The sequence below is a fragment of the Streptomyces sp. NPDC059679 genome (genome assembly GCF_042734105.1).
In the GTDB taxonomy this organism is placed as follows: domain Bacteria; phylum Actinomycetota; class Actinomycetes; order Streptomycetales; family Streptomycetaceae; genus Streptomyces.
Window position 1 is genome coordinate 19,931 of the sequence record NZ_JBHWES010000057.1, and the last position, 20,557, is coordinate 40,487.

The following is a 20,557-nucleotide window of genomic DNA, read 5'->3' on the forward strand; positions in this document are numbered from 1 at the left end:
ATTCCGGCCACCACCGTTGCTGGGAGGCACCCATGCCACGCACCCGATACGCCCCCGACCGGGGGCTGACCGCCCGCATGGTGACCACGATGTTCTTCATCGGTCTGCTGTATGTGGTCTTCGTCGGCGTGCTGCTGGCCCTGCTGCGCGGGGCCTGGCCGCTGATCCTGCTGATCGCGGGCGGGCTCTTCGTGGCGCAGTTCTGGTTCAGCGACCGGATCGCGGCGTTCTCCATGGGCGCCCGGGAGGTCACCCCCGAGCAGGCGCCCGAGCTGCACGGCGCGGTCGACCGGCTGTGCGCGCTCGCCGATATGCCCAAGCCGAAGGTGGCCATCGCCGACTCCGACGTGCCCAACGCCTTCGCGACCGGCCGCAACCAGCGCAACGCGATGGTCTGCGCGACGACAGGGCTGCTGCGGAGGCTGGAGCCGGAGGAACTGGAGGGCGTGCTCGCGCACGAGCTGTCACATGTCGCTCACCGGGATGTGGCGGTCATGACCATAGCCTCGTTCCTGGGCGTCCTGGCGGGCATCATGACCCGCGTCGCCCTGTGGGGCGGCCTGAGCAGCCGTAACAGCCGGGACTCCAACACCGCCATCGCGGTGCTGATCATCCCGCTGGTGAGCGCCGTGGTCTACGCGATCAGCTTCCTGCTCACCCGGCTGCTCTCCCGCTACCGGGAGCTGAGCGCCGACCGCGCCGGTGCGCTGCTGACCGGCCGTCCCTCGGCGCTGGCCGCCGCGCTGACCAAGGTGACCGGGCAGATAGCCCGAATACCCACCCGCGACCTGCGCCGGGCGGAGCCGTTCAACGCCTTCTACTTCGCCCCGGCGCTCAGCGGGCAGAGCCTGAGCCGGCTGCTGTCCTCGCACCCCACGCTGGAGCAGCGGCTGGACCAGTTGTCCCGCATCTCCGCGCAGCTCGGCCGGGCGGAGAGGAGCTGAAGGCCATGGGGTTCTGGGACGCGGTCCTCGGCCGCAGCAAGCCCGCACGGCCCGATCTCGACCAGCTCTTCGCGCTGCCGTCGGCCGCGGTGACGCTGGAGGCGGGGGCCGGGTTCACCCCCACGGGGCTTGGCTCGGTGTGCTTCGCGAGCGTCGAGGGCGGCGCCTTCGACCGGCTCCAGGAAGAGGTACGGGCCCTGCTGGACGCGGACACCGAACGCGGCGGGGTGCCCGTCGAGTTCAGCCGCGACGAGTACGGCTACACCTGGCTGCTGGCGCGGCAGCCACGGGATGATCTGGCGGCCCTGGTGAGCGATCTGCACGCGGTCAACACCCTGCTCCAGGACGCCGGTTTCGGCCCGCAGTTGCTGTGCTCCCTGGTCGGCTTCCGGGACGCGGAAGCTCGGCCGCTCGCGCTGGTGTACTTGTACAAGCGCGGCACGTTCTACCCCTTCGCCCCGCTGCCCGCCCGCGGCGAGAAGCGCGACAACGCGCTCGAGCTCCAGGTGCGGGGGCTGCTCGGCGACGATCTACGCGTTGAGGAGGACCTGAGCCGCTGGTTCCCGGTGTGGGGCGCGCCCGGTATGGCCGGCTGAGCACCGCGTGGGGGTTGCCTCTGTGGGTGTCAGATGCCGCGTGTTTTGGCGAAGGCGACGAATGACGCCCAGGCGGTGGCCTCGAATATGAGCGCTGGGCCGTCGGATGAGCGCAGCTGAATCGCCCGGCGAGAGGGCATGCGCTGTGAGTAGATCGTAGGACCGCTGGAGGAAGGCGACAGCCTCTTTGTCTTCCAGCAGGGTTCCCGTTGTGATGCTCTCTTCATAGGCAACCTGCGTGCCGGAGTCCAGGGTCATCAGTGTCAACGTTCCGCCTACCAAGGCATGCCCGCCGTGATTGAACGGTAGAACCTGCACGACCGTTGTGGGGGTTTCCGTCAACTCAATGAGGTGGGCCAGTTGCGCCCGCATGACCGCCGGGCCACCGAAGTGGCGGCGAATCACTGCCTCATCGAGGATGTAGAACAGGTCCGGAGCCGAGTCCGCTTGCAGCAGTACTTGCCGACTCGCACGAGCCGACCACAGCTCGTCAATTTCGTTCGGCGTTGCCTTCGGGTTGTGCTTCTCGAACTGTGCACGGGCATAGCCCTCCGTCTGCACCAGGCCCGGCACGATCTGGCAGGCGTACTCCCGGATGATCCGTGCCCGTGTCTCCAGGTCCATGCGACGGCGGAACTGGTCCGGATGGATCTCCTTGCGAGCGAGGGCGTACAGCTTCCCGAAGATGCCGTCAGTGCCAAACGCGGCGTCAAGCATGGGGGGCAGCTCCGGCGGAATCATGGATTCTGCCGTCTCGAACCGCGCCAGCGAACTCTTGCTGAACCTGGTGACCTCGGCCAGGGCCTCAAGGGACATCCCTGCCGCTTCACGCAATCGGCGCATCTCCGAACCGAACAGGTGGCGGGCGGAGCGATCTGGTGTCAGTGCGCGTGGCCGAGCTGGCATCGAGCAATCTCATTTTCCCGATGGGCCGGTTGGGACATCAATGACTTCAGATCGTACGCGCATGGCGACAGGCTGTGACCACGCAAGGTGACTACTGGTCACGAGCAGGAGCGCCAGATGAAAGAAGGCCCCTGATGGTGGTTCCCCCCGAACGGATCAGCGAATCCGTGCCGGACGTCGTGTCCGTCCGCATAGCTCTCCGGCTGCGCCGCACGCTGAACGCAACCAGAGAGCTGCTGCGGCGCGTGCGGCACGTCATCGCGACCGGCGGCCGGGGTCGGCATAGCACGGTGTACGTGGCGGCTCGCCCCGCCCACACTCCCGTACCGCCTCCGATGCCCGTTGCCACCGAGTCCCCCGCGCCCTCCTCCGTCCTCTACGAGGACCCGCCGACGCTCCCCCTCCCGCGCATCCCTGCTGCTGAGCGCTTCCCGCTTGTCTGGGACGTCGACCCTGTGGGGTTGTACGTCGTCGAGTACGAGCGTGAGCGGGCGTTGGGAATGACGCGATGAGCGCGGGGACACCTCCACAGGAAACGCCGAGTGGTCCCGGCCCGCGCCCCACTCTCAAGGAGTTGGAGCAGCGCGCGGAGGCTCTGGCCAAGGCGATCCGTAAGCATCTGGAGCGGGGGACGCGTCGGTGAGGTCGTTGATGGCGCGGGGAGTGACCGCTGGAACCCAAGACTGCGCGAAGTGCAGGGAGTACACCGCGTTGCGCGAGAAGGCCAAGCAGGACGGGGATTACGGCCAGGCGACCGCATACGAGATCTTGCGCCGCCGCCACCCGTCCCACGAAACACCGAGCCGTACGGCCCGCTGGGGGGTGCCCGCATGAGCCGGCCGACGCCGTACGAGGGTCCGAAGGTGGGCCAGGAAGCGTACGACGGCCACGGGGCGCGTCGGTGTCCTCCAGGACGTCTGTCACGTTGACGATCTCATCTTCGACCACAGGATGTCCGGGCCCCGCGTCGCCTTCCTGCGCCCGGCTGCAGGCGGGCAGGAGTGGATGACCGACGCCGGAAACGTCAGGTTTCCGGAGGAGGCCAAGAAGCATTCCGACGTCTACGACAGGCCACGATGGGAGTGACCTCGGCATACGGACCAATGCCAGTGATTTTGCGGTGAGTATCGGACTGCGACACGCCGACACCACGGCATGTCGCAGTCCGATACTCACCGCAACTCAGGCTTCGGACGTGAGAGTCCCTGGCATTGGCGTATAGACCCCCGCCTCGTCCTGCCGCAGAGCCGGGCCAGCACGGAGTGTGGAGAGGTAGCGGCCCGGATATCACAGCGCAGAGCGCGACGCCCGGGCGTGGTTGTATCAGGAGCGGGCCCGGTGGAACCACTGGGCGGACTGCCGCAGCGACAGCAGCACCACGATCGTGATGCCGATCGCCAGGTCGACCAGGCCAGCCGGTTGACCCTGTCCCATCGCGCGGAACGCGATGGCGATCATCAGTGACGCGGCGACAATCGTTGTCGTCCTGCTTTTGCTCTTGCCGAAGCGGAGCGCGCACACAAAGGCAATGATCACTGGAAAGCTTGCCCCGGTGATCTCACCGGCTTTCTCCGGGTCACCAGCGAGTGCTATGCGGAGCGCGACGAGTCCCACCATGACGAAGACCAGTATCTGCGCGGCCCGGACCGTCCCTGGCATGGTCATCGGCTGGGGATATCCTGGCCCGGCCTCGGGGCCGTGCGAAGGGTACGGCTGGTAGGCGGTAGGTGGCTGTGGGCCGTAACCCGCCGGGGGACCGTATCCGACAGGCGGGGCGTGATTGGGATCCTGGCCCCTGTCCCAACCTGGATGTTGTGGGGTGGACATGACACGGACTTTACCAGTGACGCAGCGCGACGATTGCCTCGCGCTGTGGTTACGCAACACGCAACTCGCGGACTGATCAGAAGAGGTCGACGACGCGGCCGGACCGCCGGGGCAGAGTTGACTCCCTGCTGGTCAAGTGGTGCATCTTGATCCGTACTTTGTGGAGCTGGAGCAGTTGTTCCGAGCCGTCGAGGAAGCCGTCCTCACGGGTTCCACCCGCGCGGCACTCGGAGCCGCCTGTGGCCGGAAGACTGGACCTGGCCATGGCCCGTATCAGGAGATCGCCTGATCCAGCCTAGTGATCCACCTCGAACAGGTCTCCGCGTTAATCTCGTAAAATAGCTCAGGAGTGGAGATTTCAAAGAGAAGCTGAATCAGCAAGTCCTCATGCCCTTCGGTGACGCCAATGGCATCCAAAGAATGCACAACCTCCGCCCACTCGGTAAGCTCACGAGCGGAGACTCTGCCTGAGAGGAACTTGTTGAGCACCCCGATCGCACCCTCCGGGCGAAGATACACGACCTCGTCGATTTGCTCAGCGCTCGCCGACCGTGCGGTGGGAGCCAGATCATCGACATTCCCATTGAGATCGAGCAGATCTAGGACTGCTTTGACCTCCTGTTGATTCATGTCGTCCCCCAGGTCATTCCCGGCAGCTACAGCATCAAACCATTACTCTGCCATCATCGCGGAAAGGCTCATAGATTGTGCCAAGCATGATTACATGCGCTGCGACACTCCGTTTCTCTTCGTCGCGTGTCGGCGACTGTGAATGTCGAAAGCAGAACGCGGAAGGACTTTGCATACTCGCTCGGAGGGAGATTGGTAATCTTCCCCATTTGTTCGAGAATTGGTTCTCGAACTATCAGTACAGCAGGGGTCATCGTCGGCTTCACCCCTGACTGTGCCAGGCCATTTCGCGCGTCCTCCGATGTTACGTGGGCCTGCATCGAGTATCGGGCCACCTCTTGCAGCACAGCTTTCTGCTCGGCTTGGGCCTGTGAAGCGAACCAGCTCACGGCCGCTTCCGTGCTGCGTAGTCCTTGGGCAACCTCATTGATCATTCGCTCCGATGCCTTCAAGGGATCCAGTACCACAGGCATTGGCTCTTGGTCAAAGGCCGGGCTTCACTTCCGCTGCGTGAACATCTTGACGTCTTCCAGCGCATCGTCCGCAGCACCCGACACGTCCTCGTCATCAATGAGAGCTTGAACCGCAGTCAACGCAGAATCTCCCACGTAGCCATGGATTCTGGCAAGGTGGCCGAGTGAAAGAGCTGCAGCTCTCCTGACATCTGGATGCTGATGGGCGGCGAATCGAGAAATATATTTCTCGACCCATGCGTTATCGGGATAATTTAGAGCGATTGAAATAAGTGTCTCGGCTGTGAGTTGCGCATCCCCGGATGCAAATCTTGATTCGGCCTCATCTTTTGAGACCGGTTCCAGTGGCTGGTACCTCACGGTGTCATTCTCCTTGGGTTGCGGTCACTAGCTTTCGGGGTTGATTATTTTTCCCTTGGCGGTGACCAAGCCTGCCTTGCGCAATGCGGCCTGCATTTTATCGTTGAGTTCGTCCCAGGTTCGCACATGCCCATGGTATATCCCGGTTCCATTATGTGTCTCGTCAAATATCGCAAATTGGCCAGTTTCATAGTTGGCGCTAATGCGGCGCGACGTGTTCGGATTGAAGAGGATCGACTTTTCCAGTGTGCCCTGGGGGTCTAGCGGCTCTGCCCCAGCTCTCCCTCTCTGAACCTTTCCATGCTTGTCCGACTTCTCGAACCTCAGCCCATCTTGACCAGATTTCTTGTCCTGGTTAGGACAACCCTCGAGGCCCAACGGATCAAGCCATGTGAACGGATTCGTCACATAGCCGTGGTGGTTGGGTGCTGGCCTGAGGCCCAGGAGGTCGGGGGTGGTGTAGTGGGCTGTTTCGGGGTCGTAGTGGCGGAAGTAGTTGTAGTGGAGGCCGGTTTCGGGGTCGGCGTATTGGCCGGGGAAGCGGAGGGGGCAGTCGGCCGTGCCGGGTGGGGTGGGGAGAGGGCTGCCCCAGAGGGTGGTGCGGTGTTGCCAGGCGAGGGTGCCGTTGGGGGTGACGAGTTCGGTGGGGGTGCCGACGAGGTCGGTGATGATGGCGTGGAAGCGGGCGTCGTACTCCGATTGGAGGGTGGTATCAGCTAGGGGGAGGATGGATGACGCTTCCTCCGCCATTGGATCCAGCGGGGTTCGGTGCTCGGTTTGAGAAATGGGGCGGTGGGTTCCTGGGGCGTAGTCCCAGGTTGTTACCACCCCGTCCATTGCCGTTTGTTCCGCCAGGCGGGTGCCGTCCCAGATGAAGTGGATCCGGTCAGCGGCTTTGCCGTCCTCGGCCAGGCGTTGTTTGGTGGTGCGGCGGCCCAGGGGGTCGTACGTGTAGGTCCACTCCTCGCCGTTAGGGGTGGTGGCGTGGGTGAGGCGGTCTTCCGCGTTCCAGGTGTAGGTCCAGGTGCGGGTCTGGCCGTTGAGGAGTTTGCGGGTGCGGCGGACGAGGCGGCCTTGGGCGTCGTGTTCGTAGGTGGTGCGGTCGGCTCGGTGGATGATCGTGCCGGTGAATTCGCGGTCGCCGGGGGCCTCGTGGTTGGGGGCGGTGGCGTGGGTGAGGTTGCCTGCGCTGTCGTAGGCGTAGGTCTCTGTCCAGCCGTGGGCGTGGACCGCCGTGACCCGGCCGATCGGGTCGAGGTCGAAGCGGCGGGTGCCGGAGGTCAGCTCGCGGATTTCGGTGAGGTGGTCGTCCGGGCGGTAGGCGTACTCCCGGTGCTGGAGCAGCGTGGACGTGTCGCCGTGGGTGAGAGTCTGCGTCGTCAGGCGGTCCAGGGCGTCCCAGGTCTGGGTCAGGCTGACGTCATCGCCGAGCGTGCGTGATGTCTCGCGGCCCACCGCGTCGTAGGCGAAGTGCAGCGCGTTGTCCGCCGTGGTGAGCGTTGTGGGGCGGCCCGTCGCGTCGTATGTCCATTCCGAGCGCAGGCCGCTCGGGGTGATCCGTTCGGTGCGATTGCCCGCCTGATCGTAGGTGTAGGTGGTGGTCTTGTCGTTGACCGTCTCGGTCAGGGCCCTGCCCCGCGCGTCATACGTGCGGCGCAGGTCCGTGTCCGGGTTCGCCGCCTGTGTCAGGCGTCCCGTGGCGTCATACGCGAACGTCGTCTCCGTGCCGTCCGCCGTGTGCGACGCGATCGTGCGGCCCAGTGCGTCGCGGGTGTAGGTGAGGGTTTCGCCTGCGCCGTTCTTCCGGGATATCAGGCGGCCCGCTTCGTCGTGGGCGTACCTGAGCGTGCGGCCGTTGAAGTCCGTCTCGGCCGTGACCTGGCCTGCCCCGTCGTAGGCGTAGGTCCACGTCCCGCCCTGGGGGTTGGTGACCGTTGTCAGGCGTAGCTCGGTGTCGTACGTGAAGGCGTACGTCGCCCCGTCCGGGTCCGTTCGGGTCGCCGGAAGGTCGAAGTGGGTGTGGGTGTGGCGGGTGGTGTTGCCCGCGGGGTCGGTGTGTTCGGTGAGGTTGCCCTCGGCGTCCCAGGTCCAGGTCTCGCGGGTGCCGTCGGGGCGGGTGCGCCAGGAGGGCTTGCCCTCGATGGTCCAGCCCTGGCGGGTGATGTGGCCCAGGGGGTCGGTGATGCGGGTGATGCGGCCGTGGGTGCCGCGGCGGACGGTGGTCGTGTTGCCCAGCGCGTCGGTGACCTCGACCGGCAGGCCCGACTCGTTGCACACCACACTCGTGGTGTGGCCGAGCGGGTCGGTGACAGACGTCAGGTTGCCCGTCTCGTCGTACGCGTAGTGAGTCGTCGCGCCCGTTGGGTCCGTTGTCCGGGCGCGGTTGCCTCGGTCGTCGTATGTGTGGAGCCAGGTCGCGCCGTCGGGTTCTCGGACTTCCAGTGGCTGGCCGTGCTCGTTGTACGTGGCTGTGGCCGCGGTGCCGTCCGGGCGGTCGACGCGTATCAGGTTGTGGGAGTCGTCGTACGCGTAGCGGGTGGTGTGGCCCAGCGGGTCGGTCACCGACAGCGGCAGGCGGCCCGTCTGCGGGTCCCATTCGGTGCGGGTGGTGTGGCCCAGGGCATCGGTGCGGGCCACTGTCCGGTACGACTCGTTGAAGACGTACGTGATCTGGTGGCCGAGCGAGTCGGTGTAGACGGTGGTGCGGGACGCCTCGTCGTAGTGGAAGCGGCCGGTCATCATGTTGTCCGAGCCGATGGTGCGCAGCACGCGGCCCCGGTGGTCGTAGACGTAGCCGAAGCTGGTGCCGTTGCGGTCGGTCCAGGATGTGATGCGGTGCTGGTCGTTGTAGGTGAACCGCATCGCTTCATCGGCGGAGTTGAAGACTTCCGCCAGGTCGCCCGCGCCGTTGTAGCCGAAGGAGACCAGCGTGGTGCCCATCTCGGCGTCTCCGACGCCCAGCAGGCGCAGCGCGGTGATGCGCAGCAGCTCCGGGTCCGTGTCGATCGCGATGCGATAGCCGCCGGAATGCACCACCTCCAGCGGGGTGCCGTCCGCGTCATAGGTGAAGGTGATGGACCGGCCGTTACGGTCCTCGATCATCTGGAGGGGGAGCTCGTTGCCGTCGCCCCCCAAGGGTGTGAAGTGCAGGGTGCGGCCCTGCTCGGGGATCTCGATCCGCATCGTGCCGCCCGCCGTGCCGTCCCAGCGCAGCGGCCAGCGCGGGCCCCGCACCGGGTAGGTGTCCTCTTCGGGATGGGGGACCCCGTAGCGCAGCACCATCCCCTCGGTCGCGACGAACACGATCCCGTCAGCGTCCAGCTCCAGCCGCTGGTCGAGGGTGGCGGACCAGGTGCGGCCGAACCAGCCGCCGCAGGTGTGGTCGGAGACGAAGGTCCGCTCCAGGACCAGCGGCAGCGCCCCGGGGAGGGACACGTCCGTGGCCGACATGAGCATTTCGCCGGTCGCGACGTCGACCGGGTCGGTTTCGCAGTCCTTCTCGACCCCGCACTTGTCCGTGCCCTTGCTGTTCGCTCGGTCGGACGCCTCGCCGTCCCGGCCCAGTGCCTTCTTACGGGCCGCCAGCCGCTCGGCGGGGCTCTTGCCCGCGTTCTTCAGCTCCCTGCGCAGCGCGCTCGCGCCGCCCGTGGCCACGGCGAGCAGCAGCGACGGGGTGATTTCGCCGGCCGCACGGATCGGATCCTTGGACCACATCTCCCAGTTGGTGGCCGCCTTGATGAACTCCTTCGGGTGCTGCGCCGCGTACGCCGCGCCGTCCACCATGCCGGCCAGCAGCATTGAGAACCCTGCGCCGTCGCCTTCGAGGAGAGAGGCGGGGATGCTGCCAAGGTCGAGGATGGCGTAGTGGGCCTTCCACAGCCCGTCCTTGAGGCTTTCCCCGGCCTTCTGCCAGTTGCTCGGCTTGTTCGGGGCCTTCTCCGCCGCCTTGTCGATCTTCTTTTTCGACGAGTCGACGACCAGCTGCAACTCTTCGATCAGCTTGTCCAGCCGACCGACGCAGTCCTCCATCGCGGAGATACCCGGATCGGTCTCCGCGGGCTTCTCCGGCAACTGCTCGTCGCCGCGTGTCACCGCGTCGTTGTAGGTCTCGACCTTCTTGTTGTGCGCCTTGGACGCCGCGCGCGCCGCGTCCGCGTCCTCGATGATCGGCTCGCAGCGCTTCTGTACGGAGCGCAGCTTGGTCGCGTACGACGCGAGCGCGCTGGCCGCGTGCGTGAACTGGTCGTGGCCCGAAGTCAGTTCCCTCGGTAGCCGGTCGACAGCCTTCCTGAACTCACCCGCCCCCCTGCCCTGCCAATCCTCCAGATCCGCCGGCCGCAGCTTGTCCTTGCCATCCTGGAACGCGCCCGCATACGCGCGTAGCTCCAGCACCAAGTCGTCGACGTCATCGGGATTGCCAGGGATCAGGTCCTTCGGCTTCGCACCCGCCGGTATCCGTATCTGCGGCGGCCGCACCGCATCCGGGTCGGCCATCAGGACTCGTCCTCGTACCCGGCCAGCGCCTGGCGCGCGAGCTTCGCCAACGCCGTGTTCCCCGGGCGCTCCTCCATCTCCGGCGCGCCCACATGCTCCCAGGACCACTTACCGGCCGCGCCGCTCGGCAGCTTGGCCATGTTCGCGTCCGAGGGCCAGAAGTCCTTCACCCGCATCAGATCCGCCAGCATGTACCCGGCCACGGCCTCGTACAGCCGCTCCACGACCACGTCCGCGTGGTCCGCGAGCTCACCCATACCGAAGGCCCACTCCTTGACGAACCCCTTGCCCGACTCCAGAAGTTCGGGTGAACCGCAGTGCTGGAGGTAGGCGGTCAGCTTCTCCTGGCCGTTCTTGACCGCACGGGCCCCGACCACCGACTCCTCCAACGGGGCTATCAGAGCCTTCACTGCAGCGATCTCGATTTTGTAGCCGTCGGCGCCTTCATTGCCGCCGTACTTGCCGTCCGGGCCACCCTCGCTGGGGGCCTGGTTCACATTCCGCGCGTCAGGATCCGCCATCGTCAGCCCCCTCGCCCTGGCCCTCGTCCGCGTCGTGGTCTTCTGCCTCGCGTAGCGTCTGCGCGTCCAGCAGGAAGGGTTGCTTGCCCAACGGGTCCACCAACGCCCGTACGCCCTCGGGCAACAGCCCCACCAGGTCCTCGACCGTCGTGGAGGCCCACCCACACGCCCCCGCGAAGCGCGCAAGGCCGTCGATCGAGGTGAAGACCGGCACGAGCGGGCCGGCCTCTGCCGTCTCCGAGACCAGGAACCCCGGGGTTTCCGGGCGCTGGAAGTACAGCCGCGCCCCGCGCAGCGCCGCCCACTTCTCTCGCTCCGACATCTGCGCGGCGGTCTCCTGACGGACCAGGTCGGCCAGGCTTGATTTACCGCCCTGACCAGGCGGTCTGGTGTTCCCTCCCCCAAACATGAGGGCTATCTTCACACAGATGACCGACACCGTGGGTGACTGACACGCGGCTCTTCGCAACCGCACTGCTTCCCGCTGCCGGCCGCTTTGCGCCGAAGGCGCGAGACGATGCCACGCACCCGGCGGACGGAGCATGCCGTCCGGCGGTGCTCGTCCGCGAGGGCCGGCCCCGCTGACGGTGACCCTGCCGAAAGTGCTGTCCCTTACGGGACCGTCAGACCCGAGAACTAGGGAAAACCAGCCGTCTGGACTGACGCCCGTTGTGGCGCACGCCACTACGGTCGAATACGTGACTGTGATCGCCACCGAAAGCCTGAGCAAGCGGTTCCCCCGGGTCACCGCGCTCGACCGGCTCTCCGTCGACATCACGCCGGGCGTCACCGGCCTGGTAGGTGCCAACGGGGCCGGTAAGTCCACCCTGATCAAGATCCTGCTGGGGCTGTCCCCCGCCAGCGAGGGGCGCGCCACCGTCCTGGGCCTCGATGTGGCCAAGGACGGCAGCGCCATCCGCGAGCGGGTGGGCTATATGCCCGAGCACGACTGCCTGCCGCCCGATGTCTCGGCGACCGAGTTCGTCGTCCATATGGCGCGAATGTCCGGACTGCCGCCCGCCGCCGCCCGCGAGCGGACCGCCGACACCCTGCGCCATGTGGGGCTCTACGAGGAGCGGTACCGCCCCATGGGCGGCTACTCCACCGGTATGAAGCAGCGCGTCAAGCTCGCCCAGGCGCTGGTCCACGACCCGCGGCTGGTGCTGCTCGACGAGCCCACCAACGGCCTCGACCCGGCGGGCCGCGACGAGATGCTCGGCCTGATCCGCCGGGTCCACACCGACTTCGGCATCTCGGTCCTGGTCACCTCGCATCTGCTCGGCGAGCTGGAGCGCACCTGCGACCACGTCGTGGTCATCGACGGCGGCAAGCTGCTGCGCTCCAGCTCCACCCGTGACTTCACGCAGGCCACGGCCTCGCTCGCGGTCGAGGTGACCGACACCGCCGCCCACCCGGACGGCACGGCCGCGCTCCGCGCCCACCTCGCCGAGGCCGGTCTCACCGTCCAGCCCGCGGGTCGCTCCGGCGACGGGGGGCCCGCCTCCGACCATGTGCTGCTGGTGGACGTCGCGGGTGACGAGACGTACGACGTGGTCCGGGACGCCATCGCCGGGCTCGGCCTCGGCCTGATCCGTATGGAGCAGCGCCGCCACCGCATCGCCGAGATCTTCCGCGACGACGACGCGCACGACGACGCGCACGAGGACGCGCACGGCCACGCGTCCGACGACGCCCCCGACGGAGACAGGAACGCCACGCGGCGGAGCCGCACATCGAACGGAAGCGGAGGTGCCGCCGATGCCGCCTGAGTCCGCGACCCAGCAGCGCGCCGATGTCATTCACAACATCGGCTACCGCCATTACGAGGGCCCGCGCCTGGGCCGCGCCTACGCCCGCCGTTCGCTGTTCTCCCAGAGCCTGCGCGGCGCCTACGGCCTCGGCCGCTCCGCCAAGTCCAAGGTCGCGCCGATGCTGCTGGCCGCCGTGATGTGCGTGCCCGCGCTCATCATCGTCGCGGTGGCAGTGACGACCAAGGCGAACGAACTTCCCGTCGAGTACACGAGATATGCGATCATCATGCAGGCCGTCATCGGCCTGTACACCGCGGCGCAGGCCCCCCAGTCCGTCTCAAGGGACCTGCGCTTCAAGACGATCCCGCTCTACTTCTCCCGCCCCATCGAAGCGGCGGACTATGTGACGGCCAAGTTCGCCGCCATGGCCTCCGCGCTCTTCGCCCTCACCGGCGCTCCGCTGGTGATCCTGTACGTGGGTGCCCTGCTCGCCAAGCTGGACTTCGCCGATCAGACTAAGGCCTTCGCGCAAGGACTGGTGTCCGTGCTTCTGCTCTCGCTCCTCTTCGCCGGCATCAGCCTGGTCATCGCCGCGCTCACCCCGCGCCGGGGCTTCGGTGTGGCGGCCGTCATCGCCGTACTGTCCATCTCGTACGGCGCGGTGTCCACCCTGCAGGCCATCGCATGGGACCAGAACAACACCGACGCGGTCAGCTGGATCGGCCTGTTCTCGCCGGTCACCATCATCGACGGAGTCCAGACGGCCTTCCTCGGCGCCTCCTCCGCCTACCCCGGCGGATTCGGGCCCGGCACCGGGGCCGGACTCGTCTTCCTCCTCGTCCTCCTCGGCCTGATCGCCGGCTCCTACGGCCTGCTCCTGCGCCGCTACCGAAAGGTCGGGCTGTGACCACGATCGCCATCGACAATGTCTCCCGCTGGTTCGGGAACGTCGTCGCCGTCAACGACGTGACCATGAGCATCGGCCCCGGTGTCACCGGCCTCCTTGGCCCCAACGGCGCGGGCAAGTCCACTCTCATCGGCATGATGGGCGGCTTCCTGGCGCCCTCCACCGGCTCGGTCACCCTGGACGGGGCCACCATCTGGCGCAATGAAGCGGCCTACCGCCAGATCGGCATCGTCCCCGAGCGCGAGGGGATGTACGACTTCCTCACCGGCCGCGAGTTCGTCATCGCCAACGCCGAACTGCACGGTCTGCCCGACCCTCGCGCCGCTGCCCGCAAGGCGCTGGAGACGGTCGAGATGGACTTCGCGGGCGCCCGCCGCATCGCCACGTACAGCAAGGGCATGCGGCAGCGGGTGAAGATGGCCTCCGCGCTGGTCCACGAGCCGTCGGTGCTGCTGCTCGACGAGCCGTTCAACGGCATGGATCCACGCCAGCGGATGCAACTCATGGAGCTGCTGCGGCGGATGGGGGACGAGGGCCGTACCGTCCTGTTCTCCTCGCACATCCTGGAGGAGGTCGAACAGCTCGCCGCGCACATCGAGGTGATCGTCGCCGGGCGGCACGCGGCCTCCGGGGACTTCCGCAAGATCCGCCGCCTGATGACCGACCGTCCGCACCGCTATCTGGTGCGCTCCAGCGACGACCGCGCGCTCGCCGCCGCCCTCATCGCCGACCACTCCACCGCGGGTATCGAGGTGGACGCGAGCGGCGGTCCCGAAGCCGGGCTGCACATCCAGGCGGTCGACTTCACCCGTTTCACCGAACTGCTGCCCCGCGTCGCCCGCGATCTGGGCGTCCGGCTCCTCACGGTCTCGCCTTCCGACGAGTCCCTGGAGAGCGTCTTCTCCTACCTCGTCGCGGCCTGAGCGGCCGGAAAGGAGCCTTGAAAGCGATGACAGCGATGCCCTTGCTTTACCATCCCACCGTCGCCCGGCTCACCTACCGGGCCCTGCTCGGCCGCCGCCGCGCGCTGATCCTGTTCAGCCTGCCCGGGCTGCTGCTGGTCATCGCGGTGGCCGTACGGGCGCTGTCCGGCGCCGACGACCAGACCGCCGACGCCGTGCTCGGCGGCTTCGCGCTCGCCACGATGGTCCCGCTGATCGGGGTGATCGCCGGTACGGGCGCGATCGGCCCGGAGATCGACGACGGTTCGGTGGTCTATCTGCTGGCCAAGCCCGTCAAGCGGCCGACGATCATCTTCACCAAGTTCATTGTCGCGACCGGCGTCACGGTCGTCTTCTCGGCGCTGCCCACCCTGCTGGCGGGCTACATCCTCAACGGGAACGGCCAGCAGCTGGCGGTCGCCTACGCCCTCGCCGCCACCGTCGCCTCGATCACCTACAGCGCGATGTTCCTGCTGCTGGGCACCATCACCCGGCACGCGGTGATCGTGGGGCTGGTCTACGCCCTGGTGTGGGAGTCCCTGTTCGGCAGCCTCGTGGGCGGGGCCCGCGACCTCAGCGTCCAGCAGTGGTCGCTCGCGCTCGCCCAGAAGGTCGCCGACAACGGGGCGGTCACCTCCGAGGTCGGCCTGCCCGCCGCGGTGGTGCTGCTGCTGGCGGTGACCGTGGCCGCGACCTGGTACGCGGGCCGGAAGCTGCGGACCTTGACCCTCGCGGGCGAGGAGTGATTCCTGAGAGGCGATTCCCGAGGAGTGATTCCCGAGCAGTGATTCCTAAGGACGCCACCGGACCGGGACGGAGCTGAACCGGAAACCGGTCTCGGCGGTGGCCGCCGCACTGGGCGCGGCCACCGCCGTTGTTCTGTGCCCGGGCGCCGAGTTGGCCTGGTCCAGGGCCGAGGCCACGGTGGCGGACGAGCCGAGTATCACGGTCGCCGCCACACAGGCCACGGTCCACGGTGCCCGCAGCATCCGCACCCACCCCGACGTACGCTTCACAGCCGCCGTGTCGCTCATGCCGTCCTCCGATCCTCGTCGGTGCCGTTGAGGTGATCCTGACGGGCGGAGTTGTCGATCGGCCCTGTGCCACCTACGGGGAAGCTGTGGACCAGGGGACAGCTCCTGGTTTCAGGGGTGGATCTTGCGGTCGCGGCCCGCGCCCAGGCCCAGCAGCGCCAGCGCCGCGCACACCGCCAGCATGAGCACGATCGGCAGTGTCCAGCCGCCCGTCGCCTGGTGCACTGCGCCGAGCGCCAGCGGCCCGGCCGCGGCGAGCAGGTAGCCCCACGTCTGCGCCATCCCGGACAGCCGCGCCGAGGTGTGCGCGTCCGAGGTGCGCAGCACCATCATCGTCAGCGCAAGCCCCACGGACCCGCCCTGCCCGACGCCGATCAGCGCCGCCCACAGCCAGGCCCCTGCCGCCGGGGCGACCAGCAGCCCGGCGATGCCCGACGCCATCAGCGCCGCGACCGCGACGGCAAGCAGCCGCTGGCCGCGCATCCGCCCGGCGAGCAGCGGCACCAGGAACGAACCGGCCATCTGCACCAGGGTGCTGAAGGCGAAGACCAGACCGGCGCCGCCCTTGCTCATACCGTCGTCGGTGAGGATCGTCGGCATCCAGGCGATGGCGACGTAGGCGATCAGTGACTGGAGGCCCATGAAGAGGGTGACCTGCCAGGCCAGCGGTGAGCGCGCCAGCCCGGGCGCGGGCGCGGTCCGTACGGGAGCGGCGGCGGCCTGGCCGTGGTGGGTGCCGCGGCGGGCGAGCACGGCCTGCGGGATCCAGGCGACCGCGGCCACCGCGGCCGGCAGCGACCAGGAGGCGAGCGAACCGCGCCAGCCGCCCAGCACGTTCTCCAGCGGTACGGCGGCCGCGGCCGAGAGCGTGGCGCCGCCGATCATCGCGGTGGTGTAGAGCGCGGTCATCCCGGCGGCCCGGTCCGGGAAGTCCCGCTTGATCAGGCCCGGCATCAGGACGTTGAGCAGGGCGATCCCGCTGCCGACGAGCGCGCAGCCCGCGAACAGCGCGACGACGGGCGGCGCGACGCGCAACAGTACGCCGCCGCACAGCAGCACCAGCGCGGCCAGCAGGACCGCCTCGGTGCCCCAGCGGCGGGCGAGCCGGGGCGCCAGCGGCGAGGCGAGGCCCATGAAGACGAGCGGAATGGTCGTCACCAGGCTTCCGGCCGTGGCGGACAGGCCGTAGTGGCCGCTGATCTCGCCGAGCAGTGGGGAGACTCCGGCCAGCGCGGCGCGCATGTTGAGCGACGCCAGCACGATGCCCAGCAGCAGGAGCGCCGGGTGGGAGCGCAGCGCGCGCCGCGCGGCGACCACCTGCGGGGTGGGCCGCAGATCGGTTTCGGCGTCCACCAGCGGGGGTTCGGCCCCGTTGCGGGTGAGCGGCGGTTCCGGCAGCTGCGGGCGTGACAAGGCGGGCTCCGTTCTGTTGCGTGTGTGGGCGGATGTGTGGGTGAGGGCGAAGGAGGGCGAGAGTCCGGGGGTCAGCCGGAGCCCGTGGCGAGCAGCGCCTCCACGGCGCGCTTCGGCGTCTCCAGCAGTGCCCGCGCCGCCGCCTCGGCCGCCTCGGCGTCACCGGAGGCGATCGCGTCCACGACGGCCTGGTGGTCGCCGGGCACCAGGCGTGGCATCTCTCGGTCGCCCAGCGCCGTGACCAGCGCCTCGCGTACGGTCCCGCTGAACCAGGCGTACGTGGCGCTCAGCGCCGAGTTGTGCGCCGCGTCGACCACGGCGGTGTGGAACTCGACGTCATGCTCGGCGTACAGCTCATGGCGGTCGGTGTCCGGCTGCCCCTCGGCGTTGTGCAGGCCCGCCTGGGCCGTCAGCGCCGCCCGCATCCGCGTCAGGTCGGCGGGGCGGTGGCGCAGCGCCGCGAGCCGGGCGCCCTCCGCCTCCAGCGCGATGCGCAGCTCCAGGACGTCCCGGATTCCGGCGCGCCGCAGCCCGCGCATCACCGCGGCCGGGTCGGCTGTGGAGACCACGAAGGTGCCCTCGCCCTGCCGGGACTGGAGCATCCCGTCGTGCACGAGCACCCGCACCGCCTCGCGGACCGTATTCCGGCCGACCTGGAGCTGTTCGGCGAGCGCGTGCTCGGTCGGGACGCGGTCACCGACCTTCCACTCGCCGCTCGTGAGCTGGGTGCGCAGCTGCTCGACGACCGAGTCCACGAGGGACTGCCGTCCCGCCGCCCGCAGCGCCATGCGCACAGCTCCTCACCTGCTCGAAAATGCCAGAATCTCCCGGTTGCCCAGTCATCCTACAACCCCTGGATGCATGATGCACCTATCTCGGGGCGGGCGGCCGTCCCGGGATAGGTGGAAGACACCCCGAAGGCCAGGCCCCGAAGGCCAGGGCCGACACCCCGAAGGCCGGTGCCGCGTCGGTGCGGTCCCGGCCTTCGGGTTCGGGTACGGCTTTCCGGTTCTCAGGCTCTGCGGGTTCAGGTACTGGCCTGGGCGCGGGCCGGTTCGGCCGGGGGCGCGGTCTTCGCGGGGGCGTCGGACCTGGTCGCCGCGGACGGGCCGCCGCGGACGACGGCCAGCACCAGCAGGCCCGCCGCCAGCGCGGTGATCCCGGATATCACGCAGATGCGGTCGAGCCCCGCCACGAAGGACTCGTGGACCAGCGCCTTGGCCGCCGCCGTACGTCCCGCCGGAGCCGCCGCGATCACCGCGTCGGCGTGGCCGCCGCTGATCGCCTCGGCCGCCTGCCCGGCGGCGCGCCCCGGGATGGTCCCGCTGTCCTCGACGACGTCCCGTACCCGGGCGGCGAACACCGTGCCCAGGACCGCGATCCCGAGCGCGTACCCCAGCTGACGGAAGGTGTTCACCGCGCCGCTGGCCATCCCGGCGCGCTCCGGCGGCGCCGCGCCGAGCGCCGCCGAGACCAGGACGGGCATGATCAGACCGATGCCGAGGCCGCCCAGCATCAGCCCGGGGACAAAGGCAGTCCAGTCAGAGCCGGGCGTCAGCCGCGCGGCGGTGATCAGCGCCCCCACGCCCACCAGCAGCAGCCCGCCGCCGAGCGCGCGCCCTGGAGCGACCCGCTCCAGCACCCGTCCGCCCGCCGCTCCGACGACCAGCGCGACCCCGGCCATCGGGGTCACCGCCAGCCCGGCCTGCACCGGGCTGAGCCCGAGCACCGACTGCAGCCACATCCCCGCGTAGGTGAGGTACGGGAAGGCCGCCGCCTGCACCAGCAGGGCCGCCGCCATCAGCACCACAAAGGTCGGGCGGCGCATCAGCGCCAGATCCAGCAGCGGCTGCCGCTTCCGGCGCTCCACCAGGACGAAGACGACCAGCGCGAGGGCGGAGACCACCAGCGAGGCGATCGTGCCGTTGTCGGACCAGCCCTCCTCGCCACCCCGTATCAGCCCGTATGTCAGCGCGCCGGCGCACAGCGTGAAGAGGGCGGCGCCCGGCCAGTCGATCCGCGCCCCGGGCGCGCCGCGCGACTCGCCGACCGTACGGATCGTGATCCACACCGCGATCGCGGTCAGCGGCAGGTTGACCAGGAAGATCGCCCGCCAGTCGGCGTACTCGGTGAGCAGCCCGCCCAGGATCGGACCGACCGCGGCGGCGGCCCCGCTGGTCCCGCCCCATACGCCGAAGGCGACGCCGCGGTCGCGCCCGCTGTAGGTGGCCATCAGCAGCGGGGTGTTGGTGGCGAACATCGCCGCCGCCCCGACGCCCTGCACCGCACGGGCGGCGATCAGCACCCCGCTGTCCGGGGCGAGCCCGCAGGCCAGCGAGGAGAGCGCGAAGACGGCGAGCCCCCACAGATACAGCCGCCGCCGGCCGTAGACGTCGGCCGCCGATCCGGCGGCCATGAGCAGGGCGGCGAGCGCCAGCGCGTAAATGTCCATCACCCACTGCAGTGAGGTGAAGGAGGCGTCCAGGCCCTGCGCCACCTCCGGCAGCGCCGTGTTCACGATCGTGACGTCGATCAGCAGCATGAAATTGCCGAGGGTGATGGCCGCGAGCGGCCACCATTTGCTCCGCATGACGAACTCCGAGTTCCACAGAGAGTGGGGCCCGGCCCGACGCCGTACCCCCCGTGATCCCAAAGTCCGTCAGCGGACCCCACCCCTTCCAGCCAGCGCCGCAGCTGTGGCGCTATCCGACAACGGCTAGCCTGCTGCGGTGAATTCCGACGCGTTCGACGACCTGGACCGGCAGCTCGTCCAGGCCCTCCAGCTCGACGGCCGGGCCCCGTTCAGCCGGATCGCCGATGTGCTCGGCGTCTCCGACCAGACCGTGGCGCGCCGCTACACCCGGCTGCGCACGACGGGGACGATCCGGGTGCTGGGGCTCACCGACCCCGCCGCGCTCGGCGAAGTCGTCTGGCTGCTGCGGGTGCAGTGCACCCCGGACGCGGCCGTGTCGGTGGCCGAGGCGATGGCCCGCCGCTCCGACACCTCATGGGTGAGCCTGATGTCCGGCGGCACCGAGATCTCCGGCATCACGCGCGCGGCGTCCGGAGAGGACAGCGACGCGTTGCTGCTGCGCAAACTGCCGAGTACTCCACGGGTGGTGGGCGTGACCGCGCACTGTGTGCTGCACGAGTACTTCGGCGGGCCGCAGGGGCTGGTCAGCAAGTCGGGCACGCTGACGCCCCGGCAGATCGAGCGGCTGGTCGTCCCTGTGGTCCAGCGCCCGCCGGACGGCCGCGCCCGGCTGGACGACGGCGACCGTCAGCTTCTGGCCGTGCTGGCGCGCGACGGGCGGGCGGGGCTGGCTGAGCTGGCAGCCGCCACGGGCTGGTCGCAGTCGACGGTACGCCGCCGCCTGGCGGAGCTGCGCGCCGACGGCACCCTCTACTTCGACGTCGACTACCACCACCGGATGTTCGGCCATGGCTCCACGGCCGTGCTGTGGCTGTCGGTGCTGCCGGCCCACCTCGCCGCCGCCGGGGAGGCGGTGGCGGAGCACCCGGAGGCGGCCTTCGTCTGTGCGACCACCGGGCCGCACAATCTGCTGGCGGTCGTGGTGTGCCGGGACGTCCAGCATCTGTACGAGTACCTGACCACGCGGGTCGCCGCGCTTCCCGGGGTGCGGGGCATGGAGACCTCCCCGACGATCCGCCGGGTCAAGGGCGCGGGGCCGCTGCCGCCGTCTCCGCGCGGCCCGGCGCGGCGCGTTCCCTGACCTCGCCGCTGAAACCCCTGGTCAGC

The 20,557-nt window shown here is 68.8% G+C and carries 21 protein-coding genes and 1 pseudogene; 9 read left to right on the forward strand and 13 right to left on the reverse strand.

Annotated features, from left to right (window positions below; all coding sequences use genetic code 11):
- The first annotated feature begins 32 nt into the window (after nucleotides 1–32).
- Nucleotides 33–944, forward strand: coding sequence for a zinc metalloprotease HtpX (gene htpX / locus ACFV2X_RS40850; RefSeq protein ID WP_385626376.1), 912 nt, complete (start codon nucleotides 33–35; stop codon nucleotides 942–944).
- Nucleotides 945–949: 5 nt separating this feature from the next.
- On the forward strand, nucleotides 950–1,540 hold the full coding sequence (locus ACFV2X_RS40855) for a hypothetical protein (RefSeq protein ID WP_385626377.1): 591 nt from the start codon (nucleotides 950–952) through the stop codon (nucleotides 1,538–1,540).
- A 102-nt stretch (nucleotides 1,541–1,642) separates the two neighbouring features.
- Here ACFV2X_RS40855 and ACFV2X_RS40860 read toward each other — a convergent pair.
- Nucleotides 1,643–2,446: pseudogene (locus ACFV2X_RS40860) on the reverse strand (helix-turn-helix domain-containing protein); the annotation flags it as partial.
- 134 nt (nucleotides 2,447–2,580) lie between these two features.
- Here ACFV2X_RS40860 and ACFV2X_RS40865 point away from each other — a divergent pair.
- Both ACFV2X_RS40865 and ACFV2X_RS40870 read left to right on the forward strand, forming a co-directional pair.
- Nucleotides 2,581–2,958, forward strand: coding sequence for a hypothetical protein (locus ACFV2X_RS40865; protein WP_385626378.1), 378 nt, complete (start codon nucleotides 2,581–2,583; stop codon nucleotides 2,956–2,958).
- A 199-nt stretch (nucleotides 2,959–3,157) separates the two neighbouring features.
- Nucleotides 3,158–3,280, forward strand: coding sequence for a hypothetical protein (locus ACFV2X_RS40870; protein WP_385626379.1), 123 nt, complete (start codon nucleotides 3,158–3,160; stop codon nucleotides 3,278–3,280).
- 489 nt (nucleotides 3,281–3,769) lie between these two features.
- Here the strand turns inward: ACFV2X_RS40870 and ACFV2X_RS40875 are convergent, their stop codons facing one another.
- The 8 genes from ACFV2X_RS40875 to ACFV2X_RS40910 all read right to left on the reverse strand — a co-directional run bounded on the left by ACFV2X_RS40875 (nucleotide 3,770) and on the right by ACFV2X_RS40910 (nucleotide 11,073).
- Nucleotides 3,770–4,111, reverse strand: coding sequence for a hypothetical protein (locus ACFV2X_RS40875; protein WP_385626380.1), 342 nt, complete (start codon nucleotides 4,109–4,111; stop codon nucleotides 3,770–3,772).
- A gap of 238 nt (nucleotides 4,112–4,349) precedes the next feature.
- Complete coding sequence (locus tag ACFV2X_RS40880) at nucleotides 4,350–4,538, reverse strand: hypothetical protein (protein ID WP_385626381.1); 189 nt, start codon at nucleotides 4,536–4,538, stop codon at nucleotides 4,350–4,352.
- Between the two features lie 8 nt (nucleotides 4,539–4,546).
- Complete coding sequence (locus ACFV2X_RS40885) at nucleotides 4,547–4,903, reverse strand: hypothetical protein (RefSeq protein ID WP_385626382.1); 357 nt, start codon at nucleotides 4,901–4,903, stop codon at nucleotides 4,547–4,549.
- Between the two features lie 68 nt (nucleotides 4,904–4,971).
- On the reverse strand, nucleotides 4,972–5,376 hold the full coding sequence (locus tag ACFV2X_RS40890) for a DUF5958 family protein (RefSeq protein ID WP_385626383.1): 405 nt from the start codon (nucleotides 5,374–5,376) through the stop codon (nucleotides 4,972–4,974).
- Between the two features lie 24 nt (nucleotides 5,377–5,400).
- Complete coding sequence (locus tag ACFV2X_RS40895) at nucleotides 5,401–5,736, reverse strand: hypothetical protein (RefSeq protein ID WP_385626384.1); 336 nt, start codon at nucleotides 5,734–5,736, stop codon at nucleotides 5,401–5,403.
- 27 nt (nucleotides 5,737–5,763) lie between these two features.
- Nucleotides 5,764–10,230 (reverse strand): putative T7SS-secreted protein, encoded by a 4,467-nt coding sequence (locus ACFV2X_RS40900; RefSeq protein WP_385626385.1) that lies wholly within the window; start codon nucleotides 10,228–10,230, stop codon nucleotides 5,764–5,766.
- Nucleotides 10,230–10,751 (reverse strand): hypothetical protein, encoded by a 522-nt coding sequence (locus ACFV2X_RS40905; protein ID WP_385626386.1) that lies wholly within the window; start codon nucleotides 10,749–10,751, stop codon nucleotides 10,230–10,232. Before ACFV2X_RS40905 ends, ACFV2X_RS40900 begins: the two co-directional genes overlap by 1 nt.
- Nucleotides 10,738–11,073, reverse strand: coding sequence for an SseB family protein (locus tag ACFV2X_RS40910; RefSeq protein ID WP_385626387.1), 336 nt, complete (start codon nucleotides 11,071–11,073; stop codon nucleotides 10,738–10,740). The genes ACFV2X_RS40905 and ACFV2X_RS40910 overlap by 14 nt, the downstream gene beginning before the upstream one ends.
- Nucleotides 11,074–11,422: 349 nt before the next feature.
- Between ACFV2X_RS40910 and ACFV2X_RS40915 the strand changes: the two genes are divergently transcribed.
- From ACFV2X_RS40915 to ACFV2X_RS40930, 4 genes are read left to right on the forward strand one after another with little or no spacing between them, the layout of a single operon-like run.
- Nucleotides 11,423–12,520, forward strand: a complete 1,098-nt coding sequence (locus ACFV2X_RS40915; protein WP_385626388.1) for an ABC transporter ATP-binding protein — start codon at nucleotides 11,423–11,425, stop codon at nucleotides 12,518–12,520.
- On the forward strand, nucleotides 12,510–13,409 hold the full coding sequence (locus ACFV2X_RS40920; RefSeq protein ID WP_089507514.1) for a hypothetical protein: 900 nt from the start codon (nucleotides 12,510–12,512) through the stop codon (nucleotides 13,407–13,409). Before ACFV2X_RS40915 ends, ACFV2X_RS40920 begins: the two co-directional genes overlap by 11 nt.
- On the forward strand, nucleotides 13,406–14,332 hold the full coding sequence (locus ACFV2X_RS40925) for an ABC transporter ATP-binding protein (protein ID WP_089507342.1): 927 nt from the start codon (nucleotides 13,406–13,408) through the stop codon (nucleotides 14,330–14,332). The genes ACFV2X_RS40920 and ACFV2X_RS40925 overlap by 4 nt, the downstream gene beginning before the upstream one ends.
- A gap of 35 nt (nucleotides 14,333–14,367) precedes the next feature.
- On the forward strand, nucleotides 14,368–15,096 hold the full coding sequence (locus ACFV2X_RS40930; protein WP_089507512.1) for an ABC transporter permease: 729 nt from the start codon (nucleotides 14,368–14,370) through the stop codon (nucleotides 15,094–15,096).
- 45 nt (nucleotides 15,097–15,141) lie between these two features.
- Here the strand turns inward: ACFV2X_RS40930 and ACFV2X_RS40935 are convergent, their stop codons facing one another.
- The 4 genes from ACFV2X_RS40935 to ACFV2X_RS40950 all read right to left on the reverse strand — a co-directional run bounded on the left by ACFV2X_RS40935 (nucleotide 15,142) and on the right by ACFV2X_RS40950 (nucleotide 19,387).
- On the reverse strand, nucleotides 15,142–15,384 hold the full coding sequence (locus ACFV2X_RS40935) for a hypothetical protein (protein ID WP_385626389.1): 243 nt from the start codon (nucleotides 15,382–15,384) through the stop codon (nucleotides 15,142–15,144).
- Nucleotides 15,385–15,495: 111 nt separating this feature from the next.
- Nucleotides 15,496–16,797, reverse strand: a complete 1,302-nt coding sequence (locus ACFV2X_RS40940) for a CynX/NimT family MFS transporter (RefSeq protein WP_385626390.1) — start codon at nucleotides 16,795–16,797, stop codon at nucleotides 15,496–15,498.
- Between the two features lie 71 nt (nucleotides 16,798–16,868).
- Nucleotides 16,869–17,585 carry a FadR/GntR family transcriptional regulator gene (locus ACFV2X_RS40945; protein ID WP_385626391.1) on the reverse strand — a complete coding sequence of 239 codons (717 nt, stop codon included), beginning with the start codon at nucleotides 17,583–17,585 and terminating at the stop codon, nucleotides 16,869–16,871.
- Nucleotides 17,586–17,824: 239 nt separating this feature from the next.
- Nucleotides 17,825–19,387: an MFS transporter gene (locus tag ACFV2X_RS40950; RefSeq protein WP_385626392.1), complete on the reverse strand. Its 1,563-nt coding sequence runs from the start codon at nucleotides 19,385–19,387 to the stop codon at nucleotides 17,825–17,827.
- A 139-nt stretch (nucleotides 19,388–19,526) separates the two neighbouring features.
- On the opposite strand from ACFV2X_RS40950, the gene ACFV2X_RS40955 reads away from it, so the two are divergent.
- The gene (locus tag ACFV2X_RS40955) at nucleotides 19,527–20,531 is read left to right on the forward strand and encodes an Lrp/AsnC family transcriptional regulator (protein ID WP_385626393.1); all 1,005 of its coding nucleotides are present in this window, start codon (nucleotides 19,527–19,529) and stop codon (nucleotides 20,529–20,531) included.
- Nucleotides 20,532–20,557 lie beyond the last annotated feature (26 nt).

Excerpts from the sequence above, each read along its gene's own strand:
- ACFV2X_RS40945 (WP_385626391.1), bottom strand. The coding sequence starts at position 17,585 with ATGGCGCTGCGGGCGGCGGGACGGCAGTCCCTCGTGGACTCGGTCGTC.
- ACFV2X_RS40905 (WP_385626386.1), bottom strand. The coding sequence starts at position 10,751 with ATGGCGGATCCTGACGCGCGGAATGTGAACCAGGCCCCCAGCGAGGGT.
- ACFV2X_RS40900 (WP_385626385.1), bottom strand. The coding sequence starts at position 10,230 with ATGGCCGACCCGGATGCGGTGCGGCCGCCGCAGATACGGATACCGGCG.
- ACFV2X_RS40920 (WP_089507514.1), top strand. The coding sequence starts at position 12,510 with ATGCCGCCTGAGTCCGCGACCCAGCAGCGCGCCGATGTCATTCACAAC.
- ACFV2X_RS40890 (WP_385626383.1), bottom strand. The coding sequence starts at position 5,376 with ATGCCTGTGGTACTGGATCCCTTGAAGGCATCGGAGCGAATGATCAAT.
- ACFV2X_RS40935 (WP_385626389.1), bottom strand. The coding sequence starts at position 15,384 with ATGAGCGACACGGCGGCTGTGAAGCGTACGTCGGGGTGGGTGCGGATG.
- ACFV2X_RS40910 (WP_385626387.1), bottom strand. The coding sequence starts at position 11,073 with ATGTCGGAGCGAGAGAAGTGGGCGGCGCTGCGCGGGGCGCGGCTGTAC.
- ACFV2X_RS40930 (WP_089507512.1), top strand. The coding sequence starts at position 14,368 with ATGCCCTTGCTTTACCATCCCACCGTCGCCCGGCTCACCTACCGGGCC.
- ACFV2X_RS40855 (WP_385626377.1), top strand. The coding sequence starts at position 950 with ATGGGGTTCTGGGACGCGGTCCTCGGCCGCAGCAAGCCCGCACGGCCC.
- ACFV2X_RS40885 (WP_385626382.1), bottom strand. The coding sequence starts at position 4,903 with ATGAATCAACAGGAGGTCAAAGCAGTCCTAGATCTGCTCGATCTCAAT.
- ACFV2X_RS40875 (WP_385626380.1), bottom strand. The coding sequence starts at position 4,111 with ATGACCATGCCAGGGACGGTCCGGGCCGCGCAGATACTGGTCTTCGTC.
- ACFV2X_RS40865 (WP_385626378.1), top strand. The coding sequence starts at position 2,581 with ATGGTGGTTCCCCCCGAACGGATCAGCGAATCCGTGCCGGACGTCGTG.
- ACFV2X_RS40880 (WP_385626381.1), bottom strand. The coding sequence starts at position 4,538 with ATGGCCAGGTCCAGTCTTCCGGCCACAGGCGGCTCCGAGTGCCGCGCG.
- ACFV2X_RS40950 (WP_385626392.1), bottom strand. The coding sequence starts at position 19,387 with ATGCGGAGCAAATGGTGGCCGCTCGCGGCCATCACCCTCGGCAATTTC.
- htpX (WP_385626376.1), top strand. The coding sequence starts at position 33 with ATGCCACGCACCCGATACGCCCCCGACCGGGGGCTGACCGCCCGCATG.